Source organism: Cecembia sp. (assembly GCF_007126775.1).
Classification (GTDB): Bacteria; Bacteroidota; Bacteroidia; order Cytophagales; family Cyclobacteriaceae; genus Cecembia.
Genome location: NZ_SLAP01000103.1, coordinates 51124 through 74805, shown reverse-complemented (window position 1 = coordinate 74805; position 23682 = coordinate 51124). Strand labels below are relative to the sequence as shown.

23 protein-coding genes are annotated in these 23682 nt (G+C 40.0%); 13 read left to right on the top strand and 10 right to left on the bottom strand.

The window, feature by feature from the left end:
* The first annotated feature begins 258 nt into the window (after positions 1-258).
* From QZT73_RS06825 to QZT73_RS06815, 3 genes are read left to right on the top strand one after another with little or no spacing between them, the layout of a single operon-like run.
* Positions 259-1326, top strand: coding sequence for a c-type cytochrome (locus QZT73_RS06825; RefSeq protein WP_291787353.1), 1068 nt, complete (start codon positions 259-261; stop codon positions 1324-1326).
* Entirely contained in the window at positions 1323-2699 is a 1377-nt protein-coding gene (locus QZT73_RS06820; protein WP_291787352.1) for a hypothetical protein, read from the top strand. The genes QZT73_RS06825 and QZT73_RS06820 overlap by 4 nt, the downstream gene beginning before the upstream one ends.
* Positions 2690-3025, top strand: coding sequence for a thioredoxin family protein (locus QZT73_RS06815; RefSeq protein WP_291787351.1), 336 nt, complete (start codon positions 2690-2692; stop codon positions 3023-3025). Before QZT73_RS06820 ends, QZT73_RS06815 begins: the two co-directional genes overlap by 10 nt.
* 121 nt (positions 3026-3146) lie before the next feature.
* Here QZT73_RS06815 and QZT73_RS06810 read toward each other — a convergent pair whose 3' ends face one another.
* Positions 3147-5282: a M3 family metallopeptidase gene (locus tag QZT73_RS06810; protein ID WP_291787349.1), complete on the bottom strand. Its 2136-nt coding sequence runs from the start codon at positions 5280-5282 to the stop codon at positions 3147-3149.
* Positions 5283-5445: 163 nt separating this feature from the next.
* Between QZT73_RS06810 and QZT73_RS06805 the strand changes: the two genes are divergently transcribed.
* Entirely contained in the window at positions 5446-6696 is a 1251-nt protein-coding gene (locus tag QZT73_RS06805) for an ectonucleotide pyrophosphatase/phosphodiesterase (RefSeq protein ID WP_291787346.1), read from the top strand.
* Positions 6696-7106, top strand: a complete 411-nt coding sequence (locus tag QZT73_RS06800; RefSeq protein ID WP_291787354.1) for a group III truncated hemoglobin — start codon at positions 6696-6698, stop codon at positions 7104-7106. Before QZT73_RS06805 ends, QZT73_RS06800 begins: the two co-directional genes overlap by 1 nt.
* An 11-nt stretch (positions 7107-7117) precedes the next feature.
* On the opposite strand, the gene QZT73_RS06795 is transcribed toward QZT73_RS06800, so the two are convergent.
* From QZT73_RS06795 to QZT73_RS06785, 3 genes are all read right to left on the bottom strand, one after another.
* Positions 7118-8212 (bottom strand): DegT/DnrJ/EryC1/StrS family aminotransferase, encoded by a 1095-nt coding sequence (locus tag QZT73_RS06795; RefSeq protein WP_291787343.1) that lies wholly within the window; start codon positions 8210-8212, stop codon positions 7118-7120.
* A 96-nt stretch (positions 8213-8308) separates the two neighbouring features.
* Positions 8309-8920: an NAD(P)-binding domain-containing protein gene (locus QZT73_RS06790; protein ID WP_291787340.1), complete on the bottom strand. Its 612-nt coding sequence runs from the start codon at positions 8918-8920 to the stop codon at positions 8309-8311.
* Between the two features lie 165 nt (positions 8921-9085).
* Positions 9086-9841 carry a hypothetical protein gene (locus QZT73_RS06785; protein WP_291787338.1) on the bottom strand — a complete coding sequence of 252 codons (756 nt, stop codon included), beginning with the start codon at positions 9839-9841 and terminating at the stop codon, positions 9086-9088.
* Positions 9842-9946: 105 nt separating this feature from the next.
* On the opposite strand from QZT73_RS06785, the gene QZT73_RS06780 reads away from it, so the two are divergent.
* Together QZT73_RS06780 and QZT73_RS06775 are read left to right on the top strand one after the other, a co-directional pair.
* Positions 9947-10813, top strand: a complete 867-nt coding sequence (locus QZT73_RS06780; protein WP_291787337.1) for an alpha/beta hydrolase — start codon at positions 9947-9949, stop codon at positions 10811-10813.
* Between the two features lie 100 nt (positions 10814-10913).
* Positions 10914-12248, top strand: a complete 1335-nt coding sequence (locus QZT73_RS06775) for an amidohydrolase family protein (RefSeq protein WP_291787335.1) — start codon at positions 10914-10916, stop codon at positions 12246-12248.
* On the opposite strand, the gene QZT73_RS06770 is transcribed toward QZT73_RS06775, so the two are convergent.
* Positions 12238-12849: a Uma2 family endonuclease gene (locus tag QZT73_RS06770; protein WP_291784187.1), complete on the bottom strand. Its 612-nt coding sequence runs from the start codon at positions 12847-12849 to the stop codon at positions 12238-12240. The genes QZT73_RS06775 and QZT73_RS06770 overlap by 11 nt on opposite strands.
* Before the next feature lie 96 nt (positions 12850-12945).
* Between QZT73_RS06770 and QZT73_RS06765 the strand changes: the two genes are divergently transcribed.
* Positions 12946-13200: a DUF6364 family protein gene (locus QZT73_RS06765; RefSeq protein WP_291784189.1), complete on the top strand. Its 255-nt coding sequence runs from the start codon at positions 12946-12948 to the stop codon at positions 13198-13200.
* Entirely contained in the window at positions 13197-13625 is a 429-nt protein-coding gene (locus tag QZT73_RS06760) for a PIN domain-containing protein (RefSeq protein ID WP_291787333.1), read from the top strand. Before QZT73_RS06765 ends, QZT73_RS06760 begins: the two co-directional genes overlap by 4 nt.
* Positions 13626-13880: 255 nt before the next feature.
* Here QZT73_RS06760 and QZT73_RS06755 read toward each other — a convergent pair whose 3' ends face one another.
* Positions 13881-14120: an RES domain-containing protein gene (locus tag QZT73_RS06755; protein ID WP_291784193.1), complete on the bottom strand. Its 240-nt coding sequence runs from the start codon at positions 14118-14120 to the stop codon at positions 13881-13883.
* A gap of 5 nt (positions 14121-14125) precedes the next feature.
* Entirely contained in the window at positions 14126-14587 is a 462-nt protein-coding gene (locus QZT73_RS06750) for an antitoxin Xre-like helix-turn-helix domain-containing protein (protein WP_291784195.1), read from the bottom strand.
* Between the two features lie 305 nt (positions 14588-14892).
* Between QZT73_RS06750 and QZT73_RS06745 the strand changes: the two genes are divergently transcribed.
* Complete coding sequence (locus QZT73_RS06745) at positions 14893-15861, top strand: Fic family protein (protein WP_291784197.1); 969 nt, start codon at positions 14893-14895, stop codon at positions 15859-15861.
* Between the two features lie 151 nt (positions 15862-16012).
* Here the strand turns inward: QZT73_RS06745 and dnaE are convergent, their stop codons facing one another.
* A complete protein-coding gene (gene dnaE / locus QZT73_RS06740; RefSeq protein WP_291784199.1) occupies positions 16013-18961 on the bottom strand; it encodes a DNA polymerase III subunit alpha in 2949 nt (982 codons plus the stop codon).
* A 290-nt stretch (positions 18962-19251) separates the two neighbouring features.
* On the opposite strand from dnaE, the gene QZT73_RS06735 reads away from it, so the two are divergent.
* Positions 19252-19746, top strand: coding sequence for a hypothetical protein (locus QZT73_RS06735; RefSeq protein ID WP_291787331.1), 495 nt, complete (start codon positions 19252-19254; stop codon positions 19744-19746).
* Between the two features lie 54 nt (positions 19747-19800).
* On the opposite strand, the gene QZT73_RS06730 is transcribed toward QZT73_RS06735, so the two are convergent.
* Positions 19801-20571, bottom strand: coding sequence for a CDP-alcohol phosphatidyltransferase family protein (locus tag QZT73_RS06730; RefSeq protein ID WP_291787328.1), 771 nt, complete (start codon positions 20569-20571; stop codon positions 19801-19803).
* Positions 20572-21124: 553 nt separating this feature from the next.
* Here QZT73_RS06730 and QZT73_RS06725 point away from each other — a divergent pair.
* Together QZT73_RS06725 and QZT73_RS06720 are read left to right on the top strand one after the other, a co-directional pair.
* Positions 21125-21754, top strand: a complete 630-nt coding sequence (locus QZT73_RS06725; protein WP_291785231.1) for a hypothetical protein — start codon at positions 21125-21127, stop codon at positions 21752-21754.
* A gap of 68 nt (positions 21755-21822) precedes the next feature.
* A complete protein-coding gene (locus QZT73_RS06720) occupies positions 21823-22728 on the top strand; it encodes a mechanosensitive ion channel domain-containing protein (RefSeq protein WP_291785234.1) in 906 nt (301 codons plus the stop codon).
* Between the two features lie 103 nt (positions 22729-22831).
* Here the strand turns inward: QZT73_RS06720 and QZT73_RS06715 are convergent, their stop codons facing one another.
* The gene (locus tag QZT73_RS06715; RefSeq protein ID WP_291785236.1) at positions 22832-23491 is read right to left on the bottom strand and encodes a hypothetical protein; all 660 of its coding nucleotides are present in this window, start codon (positions 23489-23491) and stop codon (positions 22832-22834) included.
* Between the last annotated feature and the right edge of the window lie 191 nt (positions 23492-23682).

Below are 23682 nucleotides of genomic sequence, written 5' to 3'. Positions count from 1 at the left end.
AAGGGGGGAGGGTGGAGAAATGCGGCTTTGCCACATTTCTCCACCCTCCCCCCTTCCAAACCTAAACCCCGGTCACCGAGCCTGGTTGGTGAGCTTGCCGAACCATGCAGAGGTGCCAATTATTTAATACATTGAGATTTCATTTTTTTCCAGTAGGCTATTTTATCTGGCCCGTTAAAACAATAACCTATGTGATGAAAATCACAGCATTTCATTTGGAATTTAAAGCATATTTGTGATTAGCTGATAATAAACCCAATGAAGGATATTTTCGAACCTTTAGTTAAAATGATGGCCTTAATGGTAGGCCTTTTGGTATCCATCACACTACTTACTGTGCTGTTAATTGGACTGATTGTGTTCATTTTTAACGGAGGCAACCTCCCCCAAATGAATCAATCTGCTGATTTGACTGCTTCTGTTGCTGTTCCAACGGAAACCTACAAGGGTGTGGTACCTAAAGAAGGCCTGTGGAAAGCTCCGGAATGGAGCACCGTAGATCAAGAACCCAATGCAGATGACATCAAATATGGACGTGAATTAATAGCCAATACCTCGGCTTATTTGGGGCCAAATGGAAGTGTGCGAAAGATTTCCAATGGCATGAATTGCCAGAATTGTCACTTGAATGCCGGCACTGCCCCTTTAGGCAACAATTATTCTGCTGTATCTTCTTCCTATCCAAAAATAAGAGGCCGGTCCGGACAGATGGAAGATATCCCCAAAAGAATCAATGACTGCTTTGAAAGGAGTTTAAATGGAAAAGCTTTGGACCGCAACAGCAAAGAAATGATTGCGATAGTAGCTTATATGGAATGGTTGGGAAAAGATGTTGTCCCAGGTGAAACGCCTCAGGGAGTTGGCCTCTACGAAATCCCATTTTTGGACAGAGCAGCTGATCCCGTTAAAGGCAAATCAGTCTATGCGCAACATTGCCAAAGCTGTCATATGGAAGATGGGAACGGCATGATGAAACCAGATAAAACCGGGTACACTTACCCTCCACTTTGGGGAGACAATAGTTATAACCATGGGGCTGGCCTGTACAGGATGTCCAGGTTTGCAGGTTATGTCAAAACCAATATGCCCCTGGGGGCAACATTTGAAAGGCCCATGCTGACCGATGAGGAATCTTGGGATGTGGCTGCTTATGTCAACTCCATGCCCAGGCCAGAAAAAGACCTGAGCAAAGACTGGCCTGATATTTCCAAAAAACCCATTGACCATCCATTTGGACCATTTTCAGATGAGTTCAGCGAAGAACAGCATAAATTTGGCCCCTTTAAACCCATCAAAGCAGCAAGGGAAACGCAAACAATGAAATGAAATTTCTAAGTATATTATTTACACTTTTTTTTCTATTCCAGCACAACAATTTTGCTCAAGAAACTGAACCCGTGAACAATAAGGCCAAGATTCCTATCTCTGGGGAAATTGGCCTTCGCTCCTTCTGGATGTCCACCAGTTATTGGGAAGACTTCAAGGGGGATTTTGCCCTGGGACAAAGTGCTTATTTACAATTAAAGACCCAGTCCTACAAGGGTTTTTCGGCTGTGGGAAGATATACGGTCTTTGGTAATGTCTGGAGCTCTGATCTTTTGGCTCGTGACCCCATTACACAAAACTTCAACCGCTATGAGGTGGGCTTATTTGATGTTTTGAATCCTGATGATCGGTTCTTCGGAAAGCTTGAAGCATTACAAATCCGCTATCAATCGGAAAAATTTCAGGCCATTATAGGCCGAATGGATATAAACACCCCATTTATAAACCCTCAGGACGGAAGGTTATCTCCTACTTTTGTAGAAGGCTTACGAATAAACTTCAATCCAAATCCGAAAAATAGTTTCTCCGCTGATATTATAGGAAGAATGAGCCCAAGGTCGACTTCAAGTTGGTTTGATATCGGAGAGACCATCGGCATCTATCCCGTTGGACAAAGTGAAATGGGGATGCCTTCTAAATATCAGGGAAACACAGCCAGTGATTTCTTTACGGTATTGGACTGGCAGCACCATTTTGACAAAGGCGTTCAACTACAGGTAAATCATACTTATGTCGAAAATATTTCCAGTACCTACTTGACTCAGGCGGTTAAAGACTGGAATATTAGTAACAGTAACACCAAACTGGTAACAGGTCTTCAATTGACCTTTCAACACGGCATAGGAGAAGGGGGAAATCCTGAGCCGGAACGAAGGTTTAAAAATCCAGATGATGCCAATGTGGTTATCAGCGGCCGTTTGGGAATCAAAAACCCAAGATCCCTCCTTTTCTTCAACTATACACGCATAGATGGTAGAGGCCGGTTCCTTAATCCAAGAGAATGGGGAAGGGATCCTTTTTTTACCTTTATTCCAAGGGAGAGGAACGAAGGCTATAACCAGGTAAATGCATTCACAACGTATTACCAAAGAAATTTACCTGAGAAAGGACTTCAATTTTATGGTTTTGCTGGATTACATTTTCTGCCTGATCCTGCCAATGCCGAACTGAATAAATATGCTTTCCCATCCTATGCACAAGCCAATCTTGGTAGCCGCTACAGTCCTAAATGGGCAAATGGACTGGATTTCCACTTTATCCTGATGAGCAAAATCAACCTCAAATCAGGAGAAATAAGACCTCAATGGATTTACAACAAAGTAAATATGATACACGCCAATCTCATGGTGAATTACAAAATCCAATGGAACTAAACCAAACTTTGACAACAGGGGAATTTGAAGGCCTGATAAGGCAAAAAGAAGCCCTCATGATTTATTTTTATCAGGATCGGTGCGGGGTGTGTAAGATGCTATTTCCTAAAGTCAAAAATCTGATGGAAAATCAGTTCCCAAAAATTGAATTGATTGTACTGGATGCTGACAAAAACAGGGAACTTGCCGCTCAATTGCGCATGTTGGCTGTTCCCGGGATATTGGTTTTTTTTGACAGTAAAGAATTTCTACGTTCCAATGGTTTAGTGACCATTAATGAACTAGAAAGTAAAATTGAAAGGCCTTATGGCTTGTTTTTTGGGTAAAGAAATACCTTGGATGCTGTGTTCATCTCCGTCAATCGATAGATAACAAAAAAGACCACCAAGGTTCCAATAACCTCGGCAGTCCTTAATCCGAAATCCACCTCTCCCAATCCGAATTTCCTTACTTCGTCCTATCTACAGCCACTTGATCCAAGCCTCTCTTTTTCAACAAAGCATCGATCTTAGGCTCAGCACCTCGGAAGTTGACGTACATATTCATCGGTTCGTCTGTACCACCTCTTTCCAAAATCTCTCTTCTGAAGGCCAAGGCTTTTTCCTGGTTAAACAATTCGGTTTCTTTAAATGCTTGGAAGGCATCGGTATCCAATACTCCTGACCAGATATAGCTGTAATAACCGGATGAGTAACCCCCAGAGAAAATATGCTGAAAGTAGGTGCTTCTGTACCTGGGAATGATTTCATTTATCATGCCTATATTATTCATGGAAGCTTTTTCAAATTCGGCAGCCCCAACCTCAATTGGGGTGGTGCGGCTATGATAATCCATATCTAGGAAAGAGGCCGCCAGGTATTCTGTGGTTCCAAAACCTTGTCCAAAAGTCCCGCTATTTTGTAGCTTTTCAATCAATGCATCAGGAATCACCTCTCCTGTTTGGTAATGGAAAGCGTATTGCTTCATCACCACTGGTTCAGTGGCCCAATTTTCCATAATCTGCGAAGGCAATTCCACAAAGTCTCTAGGAACAGAAGTTCCAGCAAGACTTCTGTACTGCACATTAGAAAGTAAACCATGCAATGCATGCCCAAATTCATGGAAGAAAGTCGTCACTTCATCAAAGGTCAATAAAGCCGGTACATTTCCTGTTGGTTTGGAGAAATTGCAGACAATAGAAATCACAGGGGCTTTTCTTTCCCCATTTACTGTTTTTTGAGGCCTGTAAGAGGTCATCCAAGCCCCTCCCCTTTTGGAGGCCCTTGGATGAAAATCCATATACAATACCCCCAAATGATTGCCGTCTGCTTCTTTTACTTCATAGGCTTTGGCTTCTGGATGATAAGTAGGGATATCCTTGATTTCTGAGAATGTCAGCCCCCAAAGTTTATTCACTACCATAAATACTCCCTCCTGAACCTTATCTAAAGCAAAGTAGGGTTTCACTTCTTGCTCATCCAGGTCAAACTTTTGAACACGGAGTTTCTCCTCATAATATCTCCAATCCCAAGGCGCTAATTGAAAATCCTTTCCTTCAGCTGCAATCATGGCCTGCATTTCATCCCTTTCCTGTTTTGCCTTTTCCAGAGCAGGAGTCCAAAGCTGATTGAGGAGCTGCTGAACATTTTGTGGATTCTTGGCCATACTTTCTTCCAATACATAATCTGCATGGGTAGCATAACCTAGTAAATTGGCTTTTTGAAGCCTCAAATTGGCAATTTCAATAAGGATCTCATTATTATCCTTATCAGTACCTTGATCACCTCTATTTTTATACGCTTCCCACATTTGTCTTCTCAAATCCCTGTTGTCAGCATATTGTAGGAAAGGCATCACACTGGGGTTTTGTAAGGTAAAGAGGTATTTTTCTTCTTCTCCTGCCAATTCAGCATCCTGGAAAGCGACATCTCTAAGCTCTTGAGGAAGGCCGGATAGATCGGCTTCATTATCAATAAACAACTTAAAAGCATTGGTTTCAGCCAATACGTTTTGGCCAAACTGAAGGCTCAGGACCGAAAGTTTGCTGTTGATTTCCCGCAATTTCTCTTTATCCTTTTCATTTAAATTGGCACCGTTTCTCACGAAAGACTTGTACCTTTTTTCCAATAATTTGTGCTGCTCAGGACTAAGATCCAGATTGTCTTTATTGTCCCACACATCCTTCACCCTTTCAAATAGCTGCTCATTCAAGTTGATGTTATCGCTATGCTTGGATAACTCGGGAGCCATATCCCTTGCGATTCCCTGCAGTTCATCGCTTGTATTGGCAGAGTTGAGGTTGCCAAAAACAGTACTTACTTTACTCAAAAGTTCCCCGGAATTTTCCATAGCCTCTATGGTATTGGCAAATGTTGGGGACTCAGCATTGTTCACTATTGCATCGATTTCTTCCTGATGCAAGCTTATACCCTCTTTTAATCCTGGGGCAAAATGCTCGTTTTTGATCTTGTCAAATGGGGGTACTTCAAATGGGGTATGGTAGTCCTCAAAGAATGGGTTCATACTATCAGATTTTTGGTCGCCTGAACTACAAGAAGATAGAACAACTCCTGTTAGGATAAAGGCATTGATTAATTTATTCATAAACGTTCTATTTGGGTTCAGGTGCAAAGATAAGATTTGTAAACAAATCTCCAGTCACATTGGAAACAACACTGATTACCAAATAAATCCACGTTTTTCTTTCAAATAATTGTTCACTTACATGTGCAGCCATAACTTTGCTAACACCCATGAATTATCTGTTATGAAAAAATATAATTTCTTCCCTTTTTCATTATTGGTCTTTCTCACAATCGGTTTTGAATGCCTTGCTCAGGAAAATAAACAATATGTAATATTGATTTCCTTAGATGGTTACCGATACGATTATACAGACAGATTCCAACCTGAAAACCTGAGTAAGTTTAAAGCCGCTGGAGCATCAGCAGAAGCCATGATTCCTTCTTTCCCTACCAAGACCTTCCCAAATCACTATACCATTGCCACAGGTATGAAACCAGAGAGTCATGGATTGGTGGATAATGCTTTCTTTGACCCGGTCAAAGACCAGATTTATGTCATCAATAACCGGGAAATCGTTCAAGATGGATATTGGTATGGGGGTACACCTTTGTGGGTTTTGGCAGAGCAGCATGGAATGAGGACTGCGAGTTATTTCTTTGTAGGAACAGAAGCACCTGTACAAGGCATCCAACCAACTTATTTTTACAATTACGATGGAAATGTACCCAACCTCACGAGGATTTCTAAGGTTTTTGAATGGTTATTGCTCCCCGAGGATGAAAGACCAAGGTTGATCACTTTGTATTTTTCAGATATGGATGATATTGGCCATAGATATGGTCCGGATAATGATGGGCAATTAAATAAAAGGCTTCAACGCTTAGACAAGGAATTGGGAGCACTTTTTGAAGGTCTAAAAAGTTTTGACATGGATATCAATATTTTTATTGTATCAGACCATGGCATGACAAGGGTACCAAAAGAAAATCTTCTTAATCTGGATCATATCACAGAGGGAATAGATGCCAAAGTAATTAATAATGGTGCACTTGCCCATTTGTATTTAAATAATCCTTTGGAACTGGAGGAAGTCTTTTTGAAGTTAAATAAAAGGGAAGGTCCGTTTAAAACGGTCAAAGTAATTGACAGAGAATATTATAAAAATATTGAAAGGCATCGGAACCGCCTGGGAGATTTACTTATCCTACCTGATTTGGGTTTTTACCTGGCTACTACAGTGGGAATGGTAGGATATCAGAATCGGGCCGGGATGTTCAAAACAGATACCTTCGGGGAGCATGGCTTCCACCCTGGCTACAAAGATATGTATGGAATATTTTACGCCAATGGTCCAAGAATACGAGAAGGGTTTCAAATCGAAAAATTCCAGAACATACATGTCTATCCCCTAATTTGTGAAATTTTAAGCTTGCCAATTCCTGAGGACATTGACGGGAACCTGGAAATTTTAAATCCAATTTTGAAAAAATGATGAAAAGCAAAAGTCTCAAAGAGATAAAAAACAGAGACCAAGTCAGTACCTTGGTCCATACTTTTTATGAAAAAGTAAGAAAAAACCCTGTACTAGGTCCAGTATTTAATGGAATTGTGGATGATTGGAATATACACCTGGAAAGATTGACTGATTTTTGGGAAATGGTATTGTTACATTCCGGACCGGGAGCAGGAAAATTCAGTCCTGTTCCTGTTCACAAAGAAGTGGATGAAAAAATGAACCATCAGGTACATGAAGCTCATTTTAGCACCTGGCTGGCTTTATGGTTTGAAACCTTAGACAGTCTCTTTGAAGGAGAAGTGGCTGAATATGCCAAGCAACATGCCCATAAAATGGGACACATTTTATTTTTTAAAATTATGGAGGGAAGAAAGTTAAAATTATGATTAGATGCGATTTATGCGGTAAAATTATTGATATGATCAGCCACAAATTTAACTTCATCTAAGGTGATGGAAGGATCAAGAGGAAGGCTGATTACTTCCCTATGAATTTTCTCAGTAATGGAAAGGGAAAGATGACTAAACTCAAAAAACGCTTCTTGCTGATGAGGTGGTATTGGATAATGAATTTGGGTTTCTATGCCATTTTTTAATAGAAAGTCCCTTAAATCATCTCTTTTTGGGCTCCGGATTACAAACAAATGCCAAACATGTAAAGTATTGGTTTTTGGGCGATCAATTATTGGCAGTACAATAACAGGGGTTTGGATATGACTTAAATAGGCATCTGCAAGTATTCTTCTGTACTGGTTTTCCTGGTCCACATATTTCATTTTGACCATTAAAAAAGCGGCTTGCAATTCATCCATCCGGCTGTTGAAGCCCTTATAGCTCAAATGATTCTTTTTACCGGCACCATAATTAGACAGCTTTTGAATAATATCGGCCAATTCTTCATCCTTAGTAGCAATAGCTCCAGCATCACCTAAGGCTCCAAGAATTTTGGTGGGAAAAAAACTAAAGGCAGCTGCATGGCCCAATACCCCCGTCTTAATGCCTTTCCACTCGGCCCCAAAAGCCTGCGCATTATCTTCTACAATTTTCAACTTATTTTTTTCTGCCAGGAAGAGTAATTCATCATCCCAGCAAGCCCTTCCATACAAATGAACGAGGACAATGGCTTTTGTTTTAGGACCTATTTTGGATTCAAGCTGATTAAGGTCTAGGTTATAGGTATCCAAACTTGGTTCAATCAACTTGGGAATAAGACCGGCATGAATAATACTTAAAATAGTAGCCACAAAAGTATTGGCAGGAATTAGTACTTCATCTCCTTTCTTAAGGTCTCCTTTTTCTATATATGCTAAAAAAATCAATCTGAGCGCATCCAACCCATTCCCTACACCTACAACATGTTTGCTATTGAGATAGCTTTTGAGTTTAGTCTCAAATTCAAGGACTTTTGGGCCAAATAAATAACGCCCTGAGTCAATTACCTCAGAAGCTACAGCCTTCAATTCCTCAGAATAGGGGTGATTGACTTTACTCAAATCTGAAAATTTAACCATAAGATACCATCAATATCCCAAAGGTAAAAAATAAAGGTTTAAGGTAAAGATGGTATCCAAGGACTTAGAAAAAAATCATTAGACCGAAACCAACTTAAAATGGTAGTCTACCTTTTCCTTTCTATGGCTGCAAATCTCCTTTCTCAAATGGTACATAGCTTCCAATAAAGGGGCATTTTCAATATTCCCTGCATCAATGGCTTTGAACCCCACCATACAGATCAATTGTTTGACGATATTTTTTTCAGTAATATCCGGCCCACAATAATAGGTTTCTTTGACAAGTCCCATAGGGTCGCAATTGGGATAATCAAGTCCTAAGTTATTGAAAGCTTTAAAAATTTTGGGGGATTTGATTGCGTTTTGAATAAAATCGGTATTGCAGGTAATCGCTTTGTAATCATCACTATTGGTACAATCAATGATAATTTTGTCACTGAGATCAACATCTGAAAGCTCAGCAAAGATCATCTCTAAGTATGGATTTTCAGTACAAAGTAAAATCACTTTGGAAATTTCAATGACCTCTTTGTAAGACAAGACCTTGTTTGGTGACATTTTAAGAATTTTCCACTCAATCTCTGAGGAAAAAAAATCTGATCTGACACCATATGTAATCTCAACTCCTCGTGCGGATAATGCTTGGCCCAAAGTAAGGGATAGTCTTGTTCCTCCTAATATGCCTATCATAGTATTAAATTTTTTGGAATTACGGAATGAACTAAATAAAGAAAATGAAACACGTTTTTACCTACAATTTTACTAGGGCGATTAAGGATGTAATTGCAGGAACTTCGAAATATTTTTTGGTAATTTAATTATATTACCAAATAAACCAAAACATTTTTTGTAAAATTAATTCAAATGATGTTTTTTGTTTTTTATCATTAAAAAAGTGGAAATAAACAAAATTAAAACTAATAATATAATTAATATCCTGAGGTAATTTGAATTTCCCTGATTCTTGAAGGCTATTGCTATCAGTGCCCAAACCCCTATAAATGAGGGGGCAAAGAGCTGTTTTTCCTTTAAAAGCCAAAGCAATATTCCAACGGCCACTATAAGGATTACTGCTGTGACAATCATTTCATATTCCATCAATAATTGATTGGCATAAAACCAGACAGAAATATTGACAACGGTAGCAATAATTATCCAGCCCAAATAAACAGAAACAGGAAGGTCAATTAAAACAGAATATGACCTCTCCTTATTATTCAAATTTAGTTGAGAATTCCATACTGTAATGGAAACCAATAAGCCGATTATTGCAACGACTGAGGATACCAGCATTTCTTGGGTCCAAAGAATAATCCAAAGACCATTGAAGATATTTGAGGCTGCAAACCAAATTGATGTGGGTTGGAGTGATTCCTTGATATTTCCCGTAAAAAACCCCTTCCATTGATTCAATAAAAATCCAATCAAAAGTAGATAAATCAATCCCCAAATGGAAAAAGCATAGCCAGCCGGAGTGATCAAGGTATCAAACTGACTGCTGACTGCCCCTACAGACTTTCTTCCTCCTGCACCAGAACCAAAAAGAAAATTGAGGTAAAGTGCGCCGGAAAAAGTAATTGTATTGAACAATAACAACAGGACATTTTTCATGAAACTTGGGAGTTTAGTAGGAAAAAGACCAATACCGATTGTCAAAAGCTAACAAAAAAAATGATCTTTTGAAAACTTTAGTACCTCTTATGAGATTTAGCATTTATGGATCAATTATCATTTAAACCTGGGAATAAAGTATTCTTAATGCTATTATCCTTTTGTTTACTGGGTTCCTGTTCATTCAAGGGAGTCACCAGGTACCAAAATATTACCTATACCGAAGATCAGTCAATGGCCAGGTTTCCTGAAAAACAGCTCAATGTTTTTACGCCGAAAAAAACTAAGGGAGCCCAAAAAGTATTGATTTTTATCCATGGTGGCAGTTGGAATTCAGGAAAAAAAGAGATTTATAATTTTCTTGGAAACAGGTTTGCCAGAAAGGGCATAGTGACTGTAATTATAGATTATCCTTTAAGTCCGGAATATCAGGTGCATCAAATGGCACTGGCTTCAGCACAGGCCGTGAAGTGGACCCACCAAAATATTTCTAAATATGGTGGGGACCCTGGAAATATATTTGTATCAGGCCATTCAGCTGGAGGACATTTGGCCAGTCTGATTACTGTCAGAGATGAATATTTTGACTCACTGGGATATGATAATCCCATCAAAGGAGCTGTATTGATTGATGCTGCCGGTTTGGATATGAAATGGTTTTTAGAACAGATGGAATATGAGCCTGGAACAGAATATTTAGTGGCTTTTACGGACAGCCCAGAAGTCTGGAAAGATACCTCCCCTATTTACTTTTTAGATGAAAATGATCCCCCTTTAATGATTTTAATGGGAGAAAAAACACTCCCGGGAATAAAACTAACCACAGAGCGGTTTATAGAGAAATATAAGGAAATCGTTCCAAAACCTGCTTTCCACATTCAAAAAGGTAAAAAGCACAAACCCATGATCGTACAGTTTATCAATACAAAAAACAAGCTGTATGATAAGATTTTTGACTTTATGTCCCAGTAGATTCCATTTTCATAATCCAATTAATTTGTAAGAATTTAAGAAACTTTGTGGATAATCAAGCCCATTTCCTTATTTTGAATTTGAAATAAAATCTTCTTTTATGCTTTCTCTTCAATCCATTTCAAGTTTAATTTTTGCATACCTTTTTCTGACACTCTCTGCACAAGCACAAGAACCAGAAAACATTCTCTTCGAAAATGTCCGTGTTTTTGATGGTCAATCGAAGAGCCTGTCTGGTCCGGTAAATGTCTGGATAGAAGGCAATAAAGTCAAAAGTATCAGCGCGGCGCCAATCCCATCAGGTGAAGGGGTAACCAAAATTCAGGGCAATGGAAAAACCCTTATGCCAGGTTTGATCGATGTACATGTCCATATGACCTTTGGGGCCTTGAGCATGCGGGAAATGATGTCACCCATGCTTTCTGAAGGCGTGATAATGGAAAAAGTAGGGGGCGGTGCTGAACGGATGCTCATGCGTGGATTTACCTCAGTAAGAGATGCCGGAGGCCCCATTTTCCCTTTAAAAAAAGGGATAGATCAAGGGAAACTGAATGGTCCTCGGGTTTGGCCATCTGGAGCAACCATATCCCAAACAGCAGGCCATGGAGATTTCCGTACTCCTGAAGAGAAGTCAAGAAGATTTTTTGGGGAACCTTCAAGGGCAGAAAGGTTCAATGCCACTTTTATTGCGGATGGACGGGATGAAGTACTTACTGCAGTAAGGGAGAATTTAAGGTTTGGGGCCAGTCAGATCAAATTAATGGCAGGTGGGGGTACTTCATCTGCTTATGATCCGGTAGATGTCACCCAATATACTTTTGATGAAATGCGAGCAGCAGTAGAGGCTGCTGAAGACTGGGGGACCTACGTGATGGTACATGCCTATACACCCAGAGCCATTCGAAGGGCTATTGATGCAGGAGTCAAGTGTATAGAACACGGACAGTTATTGGATAAAAAAACATTGCGGTATGCTGCCAGAAAAAAAGTCTGGCTGAGTACACAGATGTTGGTGGAAAACACGCCAAATATGGACCCACAGCGGATTGAAAAAAGGGCTCCTGTGCTGGAAGGACAAGCAAGGGTTTGGCCCATGGCCAAAAAACTGAAATTAAAATTAGCTTGGGGAACTGATTTTCTGTTTGAACCTGAGCTCAATGATAGACAAAATGAATTTATATTGAAGCTGCAAACATGGTTTACCAATGCTGAGATCCTGAAAATGGTCACCCATGACAATGCCGAATTGCTACAGCTTTCGGGTCTAAGAAGCCCCTATCCCGGCAAATTAGGCGTTGTGGAAGAGGGCGCTTTGGCAGATTTGATTTTGGTGGATGGTGATCCCTTAGCCGACCTTTCCCTGATTGCGAATCCAGCAGAGAAGTTTGTGGTGATCATGAAAGACGGGAAGGTGTATAAGAATACTATGAATTGATATTATCAAACAAGAAAGTTAAATCCAATTCAAAACCAGCTACTGCTTTAGATTTTGCGGTATCCCCCATCGTCAATAGTCTTGAAGGTTGGTATTGCCCATCGATTAATGTATAAATCATTAGGGTACATTCGTTGGGGTGGATCACCCAGTATTCCTTGACTCCTGATTCCTCGTAAACTTCATATTTATTCTGAAGTTCCTTTTTGTTGTTTCCTGGAGAAAGGATTTCTACGACTAAATCAGGAGCGCCAATACATCCAAGCTCGTCGATCTTTTCAGAATCGCAAATCACACAGATATCAGGTTGGACAACAGTATCTATATCTTCATTTTTTTTTGAATTGACAGGTAAACGAACATCAAAAGGAGCTGCAAAAACCTCACATTTTTTACCCTTCAAAATATTGTAAAGCTCACTGGATATTTTTAGGGATAACCTTTGATGATTTACCCTTGGAGCAGCCGCTTGTTTGAAGATTTTGCCTTTGATCAGCTCGACCATTTCCTCCATTTGCCAGGTCAAGTAGTCAGCATAGGAGAACCTGCCATATTCACTAATGGGTTCTTTGATTTTTGAAATCTCCTTATCTTGTTCCATAGTACGAAGTTACTGAAAATGAGTTAAAAAATGGATCATACATGAAATTTTTACGTAAAAATTTATATTTTTGTACGTATAAAAATCGATAAACTTATGGATGCCAAAATCACACTTTCATTCAACAAAGCGGTTATCGAGAAGGCTAAAAAATTTGCTTCAGAGCAAAATATGAGTTTGTCTCGTTTGACCGAATTTTTATATCAGAAAATCGTTTCAGGTGACTATAAGCGTTTGGATGAGTTACCTGTTTCGGATTGGGTGTCGATGTTGGCAGAAGGTGAGGCTACCTATGGCAAATCCAAAAGCCGAAAAGACTTAAAGTCCTCCTATTTCGATACTAAAAAATGAGGCTGTTTCTTGATGCCAATGTACTTGTCGCTGTACTCAACCATGAGTATCCAGTATTCTCTTATGCCGCTAGGGTGCTGAGTTTAGTGGACAAGCCCAACTTTCAGGTATATACTTCGCCTATTTGCTTAGCAATCGCCTATTATTTTTCGGAGAAAAAAAGTGGAAGTAAAATAGCCCAACAAAAGTTACAGATTTTATCCCAAAAAATAAAAAGTACATCTGTGGATCAGTCGACTGTGAATCAAGCATCGATGTTTCCATACCCAATTGATTTTGAAGATGCTTTGGAGTATTATTCTGCGCTTGATAAGGGCTGCGATGTGCTAATCACTGAGGATATCAATGATTTTTACTTTTCAGAGATCCCTGTGATGAACTGTCAGGATTTTATTAGACAATTTTTTGGAAGCAGGAAAAAGTAAGGATTGGACTAATACATCCTAAAATCACATGATTTTATACGCTTCTAATCAGTCTTTTTTCCAGCGGCAAAAAGTAAACTCTGTATTCAATCAAGTCGAATTGTGGGGAAATAGGGTTGATGACATAGTTTAACGAACTACTATCCACCACAGAAGGAACAGCGAATACCAAGGTACCGGACTGCAGAAGTTCTGTACCATATTGCATCGATGATTTTACAGCAGGTATCAAATTCCAGCCAGCAGGAAGTTCGCCTAAGGAAGGGGTGAAAATATGCTCTGCAGCAAATTGATTTCCATTACTGAATATTTGACATACCTGTCAGACGCAAACAATTCCGGATCTATGGTCAATCTTTCAAGCAAGGAAGAGGCTATACTTGCTCCAGCATAGAGTGCGGGGTGTCCGAGCAAGTTCCATCTGCCTCCAAAGCGTTTGGCTCCTTCTCCGCTGTCGTCGCAGTATTGGGTCAGGGCTATTCTAAAGACTTTCATGCTTCTTAGATGGCTATCCCATGCTGCAAACGCATGATTTCTGATTTTAGAATATCCAATCCCTCAGATACATCAATTAAGTCTAAGGGCTTCCTGTTACCAATAGAGAATAGGGGTCTCTCCATCCAATTCTTGAAGCCTTCCAGTCCAAAATAGGCAATGCCCATGGCATAAAGCTCAGCAAGCTCAAACATCTTTTCAGATTGTATGGTATCAAAAACTTCCTTACGCTGAATGGTCTTGGCGGAAATTTCCAATACAGTAGCTAGGGTATTGTAATCCAAGCCAGCCACTGCTTTCAGACTTTCAAAAGCATCTTTTCCAAGCCCCTCACGAAAGGTCTCCACCCTGTTTAAAGGCTCGTCGAAGTGTCCCATTTCCATATTAAGTATGGAATCTACCGAAAAGGCAGCTTTGCCATAGGATGCCACAGCAGGCACATTTACTTTTGAGGCCTTTTTTCTCATGATGCATGAAGAAATATGTTCAATAATGATTTAGTTTTCATTCGTTTTTTTGGGTTGGGCGATAATGGTTCAAGACTTAGTCCTTCCCGAAGCAGGCGGGCTTGAACTAGATTCTTGCAGTCTAAAGACTTTACATATGAGGTCCAAGTCAAAAGACTAAACCATACACTTCCATAATGATTTCTATTAATCAATATGGGAGGATTGATTGATGGGCCTAATTTCCTGGATTTTTGATCTTGAGATATTTTTTACTGATCACATTCATTATATTTGATACTATCAAATGATACTATCAAAAAGTAATGAAACCTCCTTATGATCTTTCTCCAACCATCTTAAAACTATTGACGGTTGTTTCGGAAAAAATTGGCGAAGCCCAAGCGGTATATTTGGTCAGGCAAAGCCCAAAGCTAAGAAAGCAAAACCAGATTAAGACCATACATTCTTCCTTGAATATAGAGGGCAACACGCTTTCTGAGGAGCAGGTTTCTGCAATCATTGATGACAAGAGAGTTGTAGGTCCTGAAAAAGACATTATTGAAGTACTCAATGCATTGGAGGTTTACAAAAATATCCGAAAATTTAAAGATACCTCTGAAAAAGATTTTTTGGCTGCACACAAAATGTTAATGAAAGACTTGGTTAAGATACCTGGAGCGTACAGAACACAAGGTGTAGGTATTGTGAAAGGTTCAAAAGTTGCCCATTTGGCACCTCCTGCTTCTAATGTGCCTTTCTTAATGAAGGAATTGTTTGCTTATCTGAAAGATGAATCAGAATTAACACTCATAAAAAGCTGCGTCTTTCATTATGAGATGGAGTTTATCCATCCATTTATGGATGGAAACGGGAGAATGGGAAGACTTTGGCAAACAGTGATTTTGATGAAGAAGTACCCCTTATTTGAGTTTCTGCCATTCGAATCATTGATCTCTAAAAATCAAAAAGCCTATTATCATGCCTTGTCTGCTTCAGATAAAGAAGGTAAATCGACTAAGTTTATCGAGTATATGCTGGAAGTGATCCTACTTTCATTGGAAGCACTTTTGGCCACACCAACCCAAAAACTCAAGGAAACGGAAAGGTTGAAAGCATTTTTACTGAATTTCAAAGGAGAATTCACCCGCAAAGATTATTTGAATTTTTTCCCGGATTTATCCCCGGCAACGGCAAGCAGGGACCTGAAAAACGGCGTCCAACTTGGTTTGATTGAAAAGTGGGGAGATAAGAGGATGACCCTTTACAAGGGTAAAACGGCTAATGATGGATAATCCTAATTGGTTGATTCGCCATTGCGAGCTGGATCCACTGGTTCAAGTCTTTGACTTGGACCAAAAAAATCACAGTCTGAAGACTGTGGTAAATGTAGTCTGAAGACTGCCATAGAATGATTCAATTCGCCGCGGCGAATTGAACCACCCCTCAGTCAGCCGCATTCCAATACGCCATCCGCTCACAACTCTCCACCTCAATACTATAAAAGTCAAACTCCTGTGTCACCTTGCCTTTGATCAGGTAGATGCCACGGCCTTTAAAAGGATTTTTTTTCACCACAGGAGGAAAATGTACGGTATCTATCCAGTCTCCTTCTCTATCGACGAATGTTCCGAAGTTCATCACATCCCCCTTCACCGTTCGGGTATATTTGATAGTAACAAGATATCCGATGATCTGCACCTGCTTGCCCAAGTATTGCTTCAAATCCCTCGCCTTGATGCTGGATACAGTCTGATCTTTGACTAAGTGAAAAGGGGAATCCAAGGGAAACTCCAAAATATCGATCTGGTCCACAATCTCCTGACGCACATCGGATTCCTCCAATTCCGGAACCTGGAGCTCCCGGAAACCAGCCTGCCGGAAAAGTTCATTTCCTGTAGCCACCGCTTTGCGCTTATTTAATATAAAATGTGCTTCCCAAAGCAATTCCTGCTTACTCTTGCCCGTAAAGCGGAAACAGCCGATACGGATCAGGATTAACAGTTGCTCCAAACTGATACCAACCCGGGCGATAAAGTCTGACAAACCCGCAAATACGCCATTGGTCCTGCGCTCACTCAGGATTTTTTCCACAGAATTTTTCTCCAAATATTTCAAGTGAACAAAACCCAAATACACGGTTCTGCATTTGATATTGGTCAGGTAATCGCTCTCGTTGATATGCGGTGCCTGTATATCGGCCCCGTTCATGCGAAGTTCGTGGATATAGAACTCGGTATGGTAGAAGCCACCAAAGTTATTGATCACCCCCACCATAAATTCCAACGGGAAGTAGGCCTTCAGGTACAAACTCTGGTAACTCTCCACCGCAAAAGAAGCCGAGTGTCCCTTGGCAAAGGAGTAGCCCGCAAAACTCTCAATCTGATGCCATACTTCTGCCGTGATCTTAGGATCTCTGCCGAGGCGTTCACAATTGATGAAAAACTGATCCTTCACCCGTTGAAATTCATCCTTGGAACGGGACTTCCCACTCATGCCCCTTCGCAGGACATCGGCTTCGCTCAGTGAAAGTTCGGCGAAATAGTGGGCTACCTTGATCACATCCTCTTGGTAAACCATGATGCCATAAGTTTCGGGCATGATATCCATCATCACAGGATGGGCCTGTTTGCGCCTTTCGGTGTCCACATGCCGCAGGATATACTCCCGCATCATTCCCGAGCGGGCCACGCCCGGACGGATAATAGAACTGGCAGCGACCAGTTCCAGGTACTCGTCTGCCTTCATCTTGGCCAGCAACATGCGCATGGCAGGAGATTCTACGTAAAAGGCACCGATGGTATGGCCTGATCGCAGCAGTTCTTTGATCTTGGGATCTTTTTTGAATTTTCCCACCTGTCGGATGTCCACTTGCACTCCCTGATTTTGGTAGATGATTTCTATGGCGCTTTTGATATGTCCCAAGCCGCGCTGGGAGAGGATGTCAAACTTATGCAGGCCAATCTCCTCTGCCGTATGCATATCGATATGTGCCAGAGGAAATCCTTTTGGAGGCATTTCTGTGGACGTATAATAGTGTATCGGCTTATGAGAAATCAGTATACCGCAGGCATGGATGGTCAGGTGTGAAGGCATACCATGCAAGACCTGGCTGTACTTGAGAATCAATTTTCCGTACTGATCCGGAATGTACCCGGACTTACCTGCATGGTAAATAAGGGATTCGATCTCGGTTTTGGGAAGGCCAAAAACTTTCCCGAGTTCCCTCAACATGGAGTTGGCCTGAAAGGTGCTGTAGGAACCCAGCAAGGCTACATGCTCCTGCCCATCTTTGTTGTACTTGTCAAAAATATACTGCGTCACCTCATCCCGGTCCGTCCAACTAAAGTCAATGTCAAAATCTGGTGGGTTTTCCCGATACAGGTTGATAAAGCGCTCAAAGTACAGGTCCAACTCGATGGGATCTACATCGGTAATACCCAGACAATAGGCCACGATACTGTTCGCACCACTACCCCTACCTACATGGTAATAGTTTTTTTGCTGGGCAAAACTGATGATATCATAATTAATCAGGAAGTAGGACACAAATCCCTTCTGCTGGATCAATTCCAGTTCTTTTTCTAAGCGTTTGCTGATTTCTGGGGTCAGGTTTGGATAGCGGTTGATTGCTCCCTTGAAGGTTTCCTGCCGCAGGTAATCATAGTCCTCCCAATCCGATCCCAGTATATCCCTCTTGTTTTTGACGGCCTGGAAGTAGAAGGAAAACTGACAGGCTTCAAGCAAGCGTTGCGAGTTATACAGCAGGTAGCTATGCCCCTCACAACGGCCCACCATATCGGCATAGGAATACAACTGATCGCTGATGTCTCCCTGTTCTTCGGGTTCCAGTTTGCTAAGCAGGGTATTTTTGTCTACAGCTCGAAGGAGACGATGGGCATTAAATTCGATTTTAGAGGAAAAACTGACAGGCTGTAACAGCACCAGTTTGTCTTTATAGCGATACCAAGGAGACTTGACGAGGCGGTTGAGTTGGTAAGGATGGATGCCTATAAATTCATTTTCCCTTAGGGGAAAAGTCCTTTCCCGGAAAGGATACACAATAAAACTGTGCTGAAAAGGCGGTGCTTTCTCTTCAAAAGGTATTCCTTTGGTCCTTCTATGCGAGAGGTGTCTGTTGAGTTCGTAAAAACCCTCCTGATTTTTGGCCAGTCCTATGTACTGCTGTTTCACCCCATTGCGGAAATCTATTCCGATCACAGGATGGATGCCCTTTTGCTGCGCCTCACGGATAAAGGGAAATACCCCCGAGACCGAATTGATATCCGTCAGTGCCAGGGCATCCAGCTTTTTCCCTTTGGCTTCTGCGACCAGGGATTCGATGGATAGCATGCCGTATTTGAAGCTGTAGTAAGAGTGGCAATTGATAAACATAGAAATGTACTTTTGAACTATGCCTCCCTGCGGTCGGCAAAATAAATAAATGATATATGCTCCAAGATATTGGGGTATGTATTCATAAATGTTAATTTATTTAACATTTATGTGTTTATAATTTAAACATATTTTCGTCTAAAAGTCAAGGACCGTGAAGGAAGTTGTCAGAAATTGGCGAAGAGTTAAAAATGGTTCTTGCTGGATAATTTCAAATCGTTTATTTTGGATTCAAAGAAAATGACTACTCCATTTCATTTTTTATAAAAATCAAAAAATGGCACAAGAAAATGTACAGAACTGCTTATTATTTATTATTTCATTTATTTTTCTTGACGATTACAATTGGTTGTAAGAGTGATAGAAAGCAAGAAAAACAAACAATCTATTTGCCAGAAAACCTTGAAGTTATTCATCAAGAAAACTCAGCAAAATTCGATGATAATTGGTACAAAAATGAATTCAAGGTAGTTGTATTTGTCAAAAATGCAGGACCATATTCAACCCTTGATCTTGATTGGCAATCTGTAATGAAGGAATTCCCAAACATTGCATTTTTATTCTATGTATCGGAAAAAGACAAACCCAAACTGATCGATCATTTAGAAAGAGTTGGTTTTACGCATCCTGTTATTCACGATCCTGAGGAAGCGTTTAGAAAATCAAATTTAAAAGAGAGAGAATTGACCTTCATATCTTTCTTGGTGAAAAATGACAAGATTGTAGGGATGTCAAACCCTTCTTTTCCTGATTTTAAAGTTAGGCTTGAGGAGTTATCAAAGTAATAACTAATGGGATTTGATTCTCAAAACGCTATCATTTTAAAAAGTGAGTGAATATTACCTGAGAAAAGCCTTTCTGATTCCTATGAAGATCAGTAAAAAGACATTATATCCAATAAAGAAATAGATTATAAAACCTGTCAGACCTGTAGATAACATGAAGGAAATGATCAATAACTGAAAGCCCAGTCCGTAAATTGAGATCAATGTCATGAACCATTTGGGGAAGATAGGCGCATCTGAAGCATCTTGGTCCAGGTAATAAATCAATTTGTCAAATGCTATGTAGAGCACATTGTAGGTATCATACAAAAAATCCACTGTACGCTGGCTTTCAACAGGAAAGGCATTGGGACGCTCATTTTCCATGATTTTACTTGTCTTCTCTCCCCCTTCCGTATTATGTCTGAGGATAACATAATAATAGTTGTAGAGAGTACCCTGTAATTGAACGCTTAAAAAAGCGAGTGCAGCCAATAGCAGGGACGTATCGGTAACATACCATACGGCACCAAAAACCAATAAATTGAGAAAAATATCAAAAATAGAGTCTAAATATCTACCTGTATAGGAAGGCCGGTTTTTGACACGTGCGAGCTCCCCATCAGCTGCATCTAAGATGGATTTGATGATCAAAAAGAGACCTGCAGTTAGATAAAGACCATTTAGAATACAATATACCGCAATCAGTCCACTGATTCCAAAAAGAAAGGTAACCTGTACAGGTGTGATGTCTGTGTATTGAATGCGGCTGACAAAGGTTCTTGCAAAAGGTCTACCATAGTCGGAGACATCCAAGAACTTGTCATCAGAAGATAATTTGGGCATTTAAGTTGAATGTAAACGTTCCTAAAACCCTTGCAAAATTTTAGGAAGATCATGATGCTCAATATAGAGTTTCAAATTTACTGAAAATATTAATAAAGAACGTATTTTTCTAAGCTGATAGGCCTATTTGGTCAATTTAACAGAGAAAGAGACAAGTTGCGAATGGTTTTTTGAAGGACAAACAAGTATTCAATTCAAAAAATTATATGTAATTATTCGATCATAATGGAAAGTTAAAATCAATTAGAATCATGGGCTGAATTCTTTCAGCAGGAATATGCAAAAGGAAATTAAATTGTGTAAAAAGATGTATTTAGGATCTCTATTAAAGACTTAGAACTAGACTGCATGAAGGAATAGAGTGGTATTTTATCTGCTTTTGAAGCCAAATAGGACCTCCAGAGAAGGGCTTCACTTCATGCTTCTTTTAGGGAGGTTAATCCCGGTAAGGTCCTTCAGATACACAGGCTGGATAACTATCCGGATTTTTTTTTATTTTAGATAATCTGATTTTTTCAGTTTGATTTTATATTTTCGCGCAAAATGAAGAATTATGAAGTATCTAGTTTCAAACAAGTGCTATATCATAGCTCTTATTACCATGATGTCCTTTTCCATTAGCACATTCGCCCAGGAAGACAAGAAAGAGTTGATTTACAGGGTAGGTGTAGGGCCTGTGATAGATGGGGACATCGGAATGTTCGGTATCAATATAATGAATGAACTGACCTTTAGGATGACGGACAGGTTTTCTATCAACCCATCTCTCACCTATTATTCTTCACTTGGGTATATTGAAAGTAGACAGTTTTTCTCAGAGAATCCGGATTTTCAGGATCAATCATTTTCTTCAAGCCTTTTTACAGATGTGAGGTTTCAATATGACGTCATCAGAACCAATAAAGGTTTTAGGTTAGGCCTGGCAGCAGGTCCCTCATTCCAATTGGGAGGCCATACATATTATAGTGGTGCTTGGGTAAATGACGTAATTGGAAGTTTTAACCCTTCAGGGTACGCAACAGAAAGATTCAAAAGGTTGGGCTATGTGACCCAAGTAACATTTGATTGGAAAACAGCTAATCCCAATAGAAGAAATACCATTGCGGTCAGCATGTCTTCCTTTGACAACTATTGGCCTTATTATTTGATGGTAAATTATAGACTAGGATTTAAAATCAGGTAATAGATTCTACATATGCATGCTTTATTTTTTTGTGATTCAAGAAAGTCCTTATAGCTTTACTGTAGGCTATGGAAAACTGGATAGAATATCTCAACGATATCGTAGAATATGAGGTCAGGTGGAATATTTACAAGACTGTTCTTATTCTATTGGTTCTTTGGCTGATCAAAAAAGGGGCTTATAAAATCATTGGCATTAGGACCGATGAGGATATGAAGCGAGTCTATCATTGGCGCAAAACCATACAGTACACATTGGCCATTATTGGCTTACTGCTAGTTGGCAATATCTGGATCAGTAATTTCCAATCTATTACCACCTTTTTAGGCCTTTTGTCTGCAGGTATCGCCATTGCCCTGAAGGATATTTTCGTGAATTTTGCAGGCTGGATGTTGATCTATATCAAAAAACCCTTTGATATCGGCGATAGAATTCAAATTGGAGAGTTTAAGGGAGATGTTGTAGACCTCAGATTGATGCATTTCAGCATATTGGAAGTAGGAAATTGGGTGGATGCAGAACAAAGCACTGGTAGAATCATTCATGTCCCTAACGGAAAAGTTTTTATAGATCCACAGGCCAATTACAGTCAAGGTTTCGATTATATATGGAATGAACAGAATATTTACATAAGTCTTGACTCCGACTACAAAAAGGCCCAAAAGATCCTAAAAGATATTCTTAATGAATTGATGCAGGATGGGTTCAAAAGTATAGAACGAGCCATGATGAAGGCTCATAAAGAACATTTTATCCATTTTGGCCAATACACACCCACAGTATATGCCAAGATCCACGAAAGGGGCATTCAGCTTTCGCTGCGTTACCTTTGCCATCCCCGAAAAAGAAGGGTATATGAACATCAGGTAACCGAAGCAGTCCTTGGTCGCTTCAGAACAGAAAGTGAAATACGAATTGTTTATCCTATTACCTCTGTTTTTTTACAAAACGATACGAACCAACAAAAAAGCTAATAGGTTTCGTTTGGATGAAAAAGCCCCCGGAAATTATTTCCAAGGGGCCCCGTCGAGAAAAACCCAACTGTTTTTCTCTAAATCAAGTGAAGTTCAATTTGGATTAATGACCCATGGCATAGGCGCAACTTACATTTGGATTAAAGGGGAAATACATACCGGCAGGATTGTTTTTCCAAATCCAAACATGTAATTGGTAATGGGGAAATGGAGGACCACCTTTGGCATTGACAGGGTCTCCATCCTCATTAATGGTCATTTCCCTGTGATCATCAAAAGGTATATTTCCAAACATGGGAGGCCCATCATTGCCTGCATCCCAAGGTACCGCAGGTACCAGATACTCTACACCGATTAACTTCATCTGACCATTCTTTCCTGGTTCGTAAAGCAATACGCCAGGAGAAGTAGGGTTGACAAATGGTCCGATGTTTTCCATTTTTATCACATGGTGACCCATTCCTCCTAACTCAGGGTGCTCTACGCAATGGTCAATAAAATACCCATCTCCCAAAGCCAGGTCTATTTGATGATATTTAGCGGTTGCACTTCTCACCGAGGCAAGCAGTCTATTTTGATCAGAAGGATTCATCCGTAGAAACTGTCCGATTTCATCTTCAAAAAGATCAAATTGATCCATAGCCAATTCCTCTTCCATTTCCGGTATGCTGGTTTGCTCCTGCATGCTATCTTCCATACAAGCAGTCATCATAAGACCCAGTAATACTAAAAGACCTCCTATTTTTATTTTTGTCGTTTTCATGATAAGCTCAAATTTTAATTAGGTTTAACTCAAAATATCAATTCATGAACCACTATGCATGTGGTACCTCACCAAAAAGCCAAGATAGCTTTATGGAAATCAAATAAAATCCTATTATTTCACTCAACGGATTTCAGAAAATCACATGAGGCCTACATGTAAAAATACCGGTATTTGTTTTCCAAAATTGC

What these genes read in the sequence shown, in the direction of transcription:
- QZT73_RS06820 (WP_291787352.1), top strand. Translation starts at nt 1,323, where the DNA reads ATGAAATTTCTAAGTATATTATTTACACTTTTTTTTCTATTCCAGCAC.
- QZT73_RS06730 (WP_291787328.1), bottom strand. Translation starts at nt 20,571, where the DNA reads ATGCCCAAATTATCTTCTGATGACAAGTTCTTGGATGTCTCCGACTAT.
- QZT73_RS06735 (WP_291787331.1), top strand. Translation starts at nt 19,252, where the DNA reads ATGTACAGAACTGCTTATTATTTATTATTTCATTTATTTTTCTTGACG.
- QZT73_RS06805 (WP_291787346.1), top strand. Translation starts at nt 5,446, where the DNA reads ATGAAAAAATATAATTTCTTCCCTTTTTCATTATTGGTCTTTCTCACA.
- QZT73_RS06725 (WP_291785231.1), top strand. Translation starts at nt 21,125, where the DNA reads ATGAAGTATCTAGTTTCAAACAAGTGCTATATCATAGCTCTTATTACC.
- QZT73_RS06765 (WP_291784189.1), top strand. Translation starts at nt 12,946, where the DNA reads ATGGATGCCAAAATCACACTTTCATTCAACAAAGCGGTTATCGAGAAG.
- QZT73_RS06770 (WP_291784187.1), bottom strand. Translation starts at nt 12,849, where the DNA reads ATGGAACAAGATAAGGAGATTTCAAAAATCAAAGAACCCATTAGTGAA.
- QZT73_RS06790 (WP_291787340.1), bottom strand. Translation starts at nt 8,920, where the DNA reads ATGATAGGCATATTAGGAGGAACAAGACTATCCCTTACTTTGGGCCAA.
- QZT73_RS06745 (WP_291784197.1), top strand. Translation starts at nt 14,893, where the DNA reads ATGAAACCTCCTTATGATCTTTCTCCAACCATCTTAAAACTATTGACG.
- QZT73_RS06785 (WP_291787338.1), bottom strand. Translation starts at nt 9,841, where the DNA reads ATGAAAAATGTCCTGTTGTTATTGTTCAATACAATTACTTTTTCCGGC.
- QZT73_RS06780 (WP_291787337.1), top strand. Translation starts at nt 9,947, where the DNA reads ATGGATCAATTATCATTTAAACCTGGGAATAAAGTATTCTTAATGCTA.
- QZT73_RS06800 (WP_291787354.1), top strand. Translation starts at nt 6,696, where the DNA reads ATGAAAAGCAAAAGTCTCAAAGAGATAAAAAACAGAGACCAAGTCAGT.
- QZT73_RS06775 (WP_291787335.1), top strand. Translation starts at nt 10,914, where the DNA reads ATGCTTTCTCTTCAATCCATTTCAAGTTTAATTTTTGCATACCTTTTT.
- QZT73_RS06760 (WP_291787333.1), top strand. Translation starts at nt 13,197, where the DNA reads ATGAGGCTGTTTCTTGATGCCAATGTACTTGTCGCTGTACTCAACCAT.
- QZT73_RS06720 (WP_291785234.1), top strand. Translation starts at nt 21,823, where the DNA reads ATGGAAAACTGGATAGAATATCTCAACGATATCGTAGAATATGAGGTC.
- dnaE (WP_291784199.1), bottom strand. Translation starts at nt 18,961, where the DNA reads ATGTTTATCAATTGCCACTCTTACTACAGCTTCAAATACGGCATGCTA.
- QZT73_RS06715 (WP_291785236.1), bottom strand. Translation starts at nt 23,491, where the DNA reads ATGAAAACGACAAAAATAAAAATAGGAGGTCTTTTAGTATTACTGGGT.
- QZT73_RS06750 (WP_291784195.1), bottom strand. Translation starts at nt 14,587, where the DNA reads ATGAGAAAAAAGGCCTCAAAAGTAAATGTGCCTGCTGTGGCATCCTAT.
- QZT73_RS06755 (WP_291784193.1), bottom strand. Translation starts at nt 14,120, where the DNA reads ATGAAAGTCTTTAGAATAGCCCTGACCCAATACTGCGACGACAGCGGA.
- QZT73_RS06825 (WP_291787353.1), top strand. Translation starts at nt 259, where the DNA reads ATGAAGGATATTTTCGAACCTTTAGTTAAAATGATGGCCTTAATGGTA.
- QZT73_RS06810 (WP_291787349.1), bottom strand. Translation starts at nt 5,282, where the DNA reads ATGAATAAATTAATCAATGCCTTTATCCTAACAGGAGTTGTTCTATCT.
- QZT73_RS06815 (WP_291787351.1), top strand. Translation starts at nt 2,690, where the DNA reads ATGGAACTAAACCAAACTTTGACAACAGGGGAATTTGAAGGCCTGATA.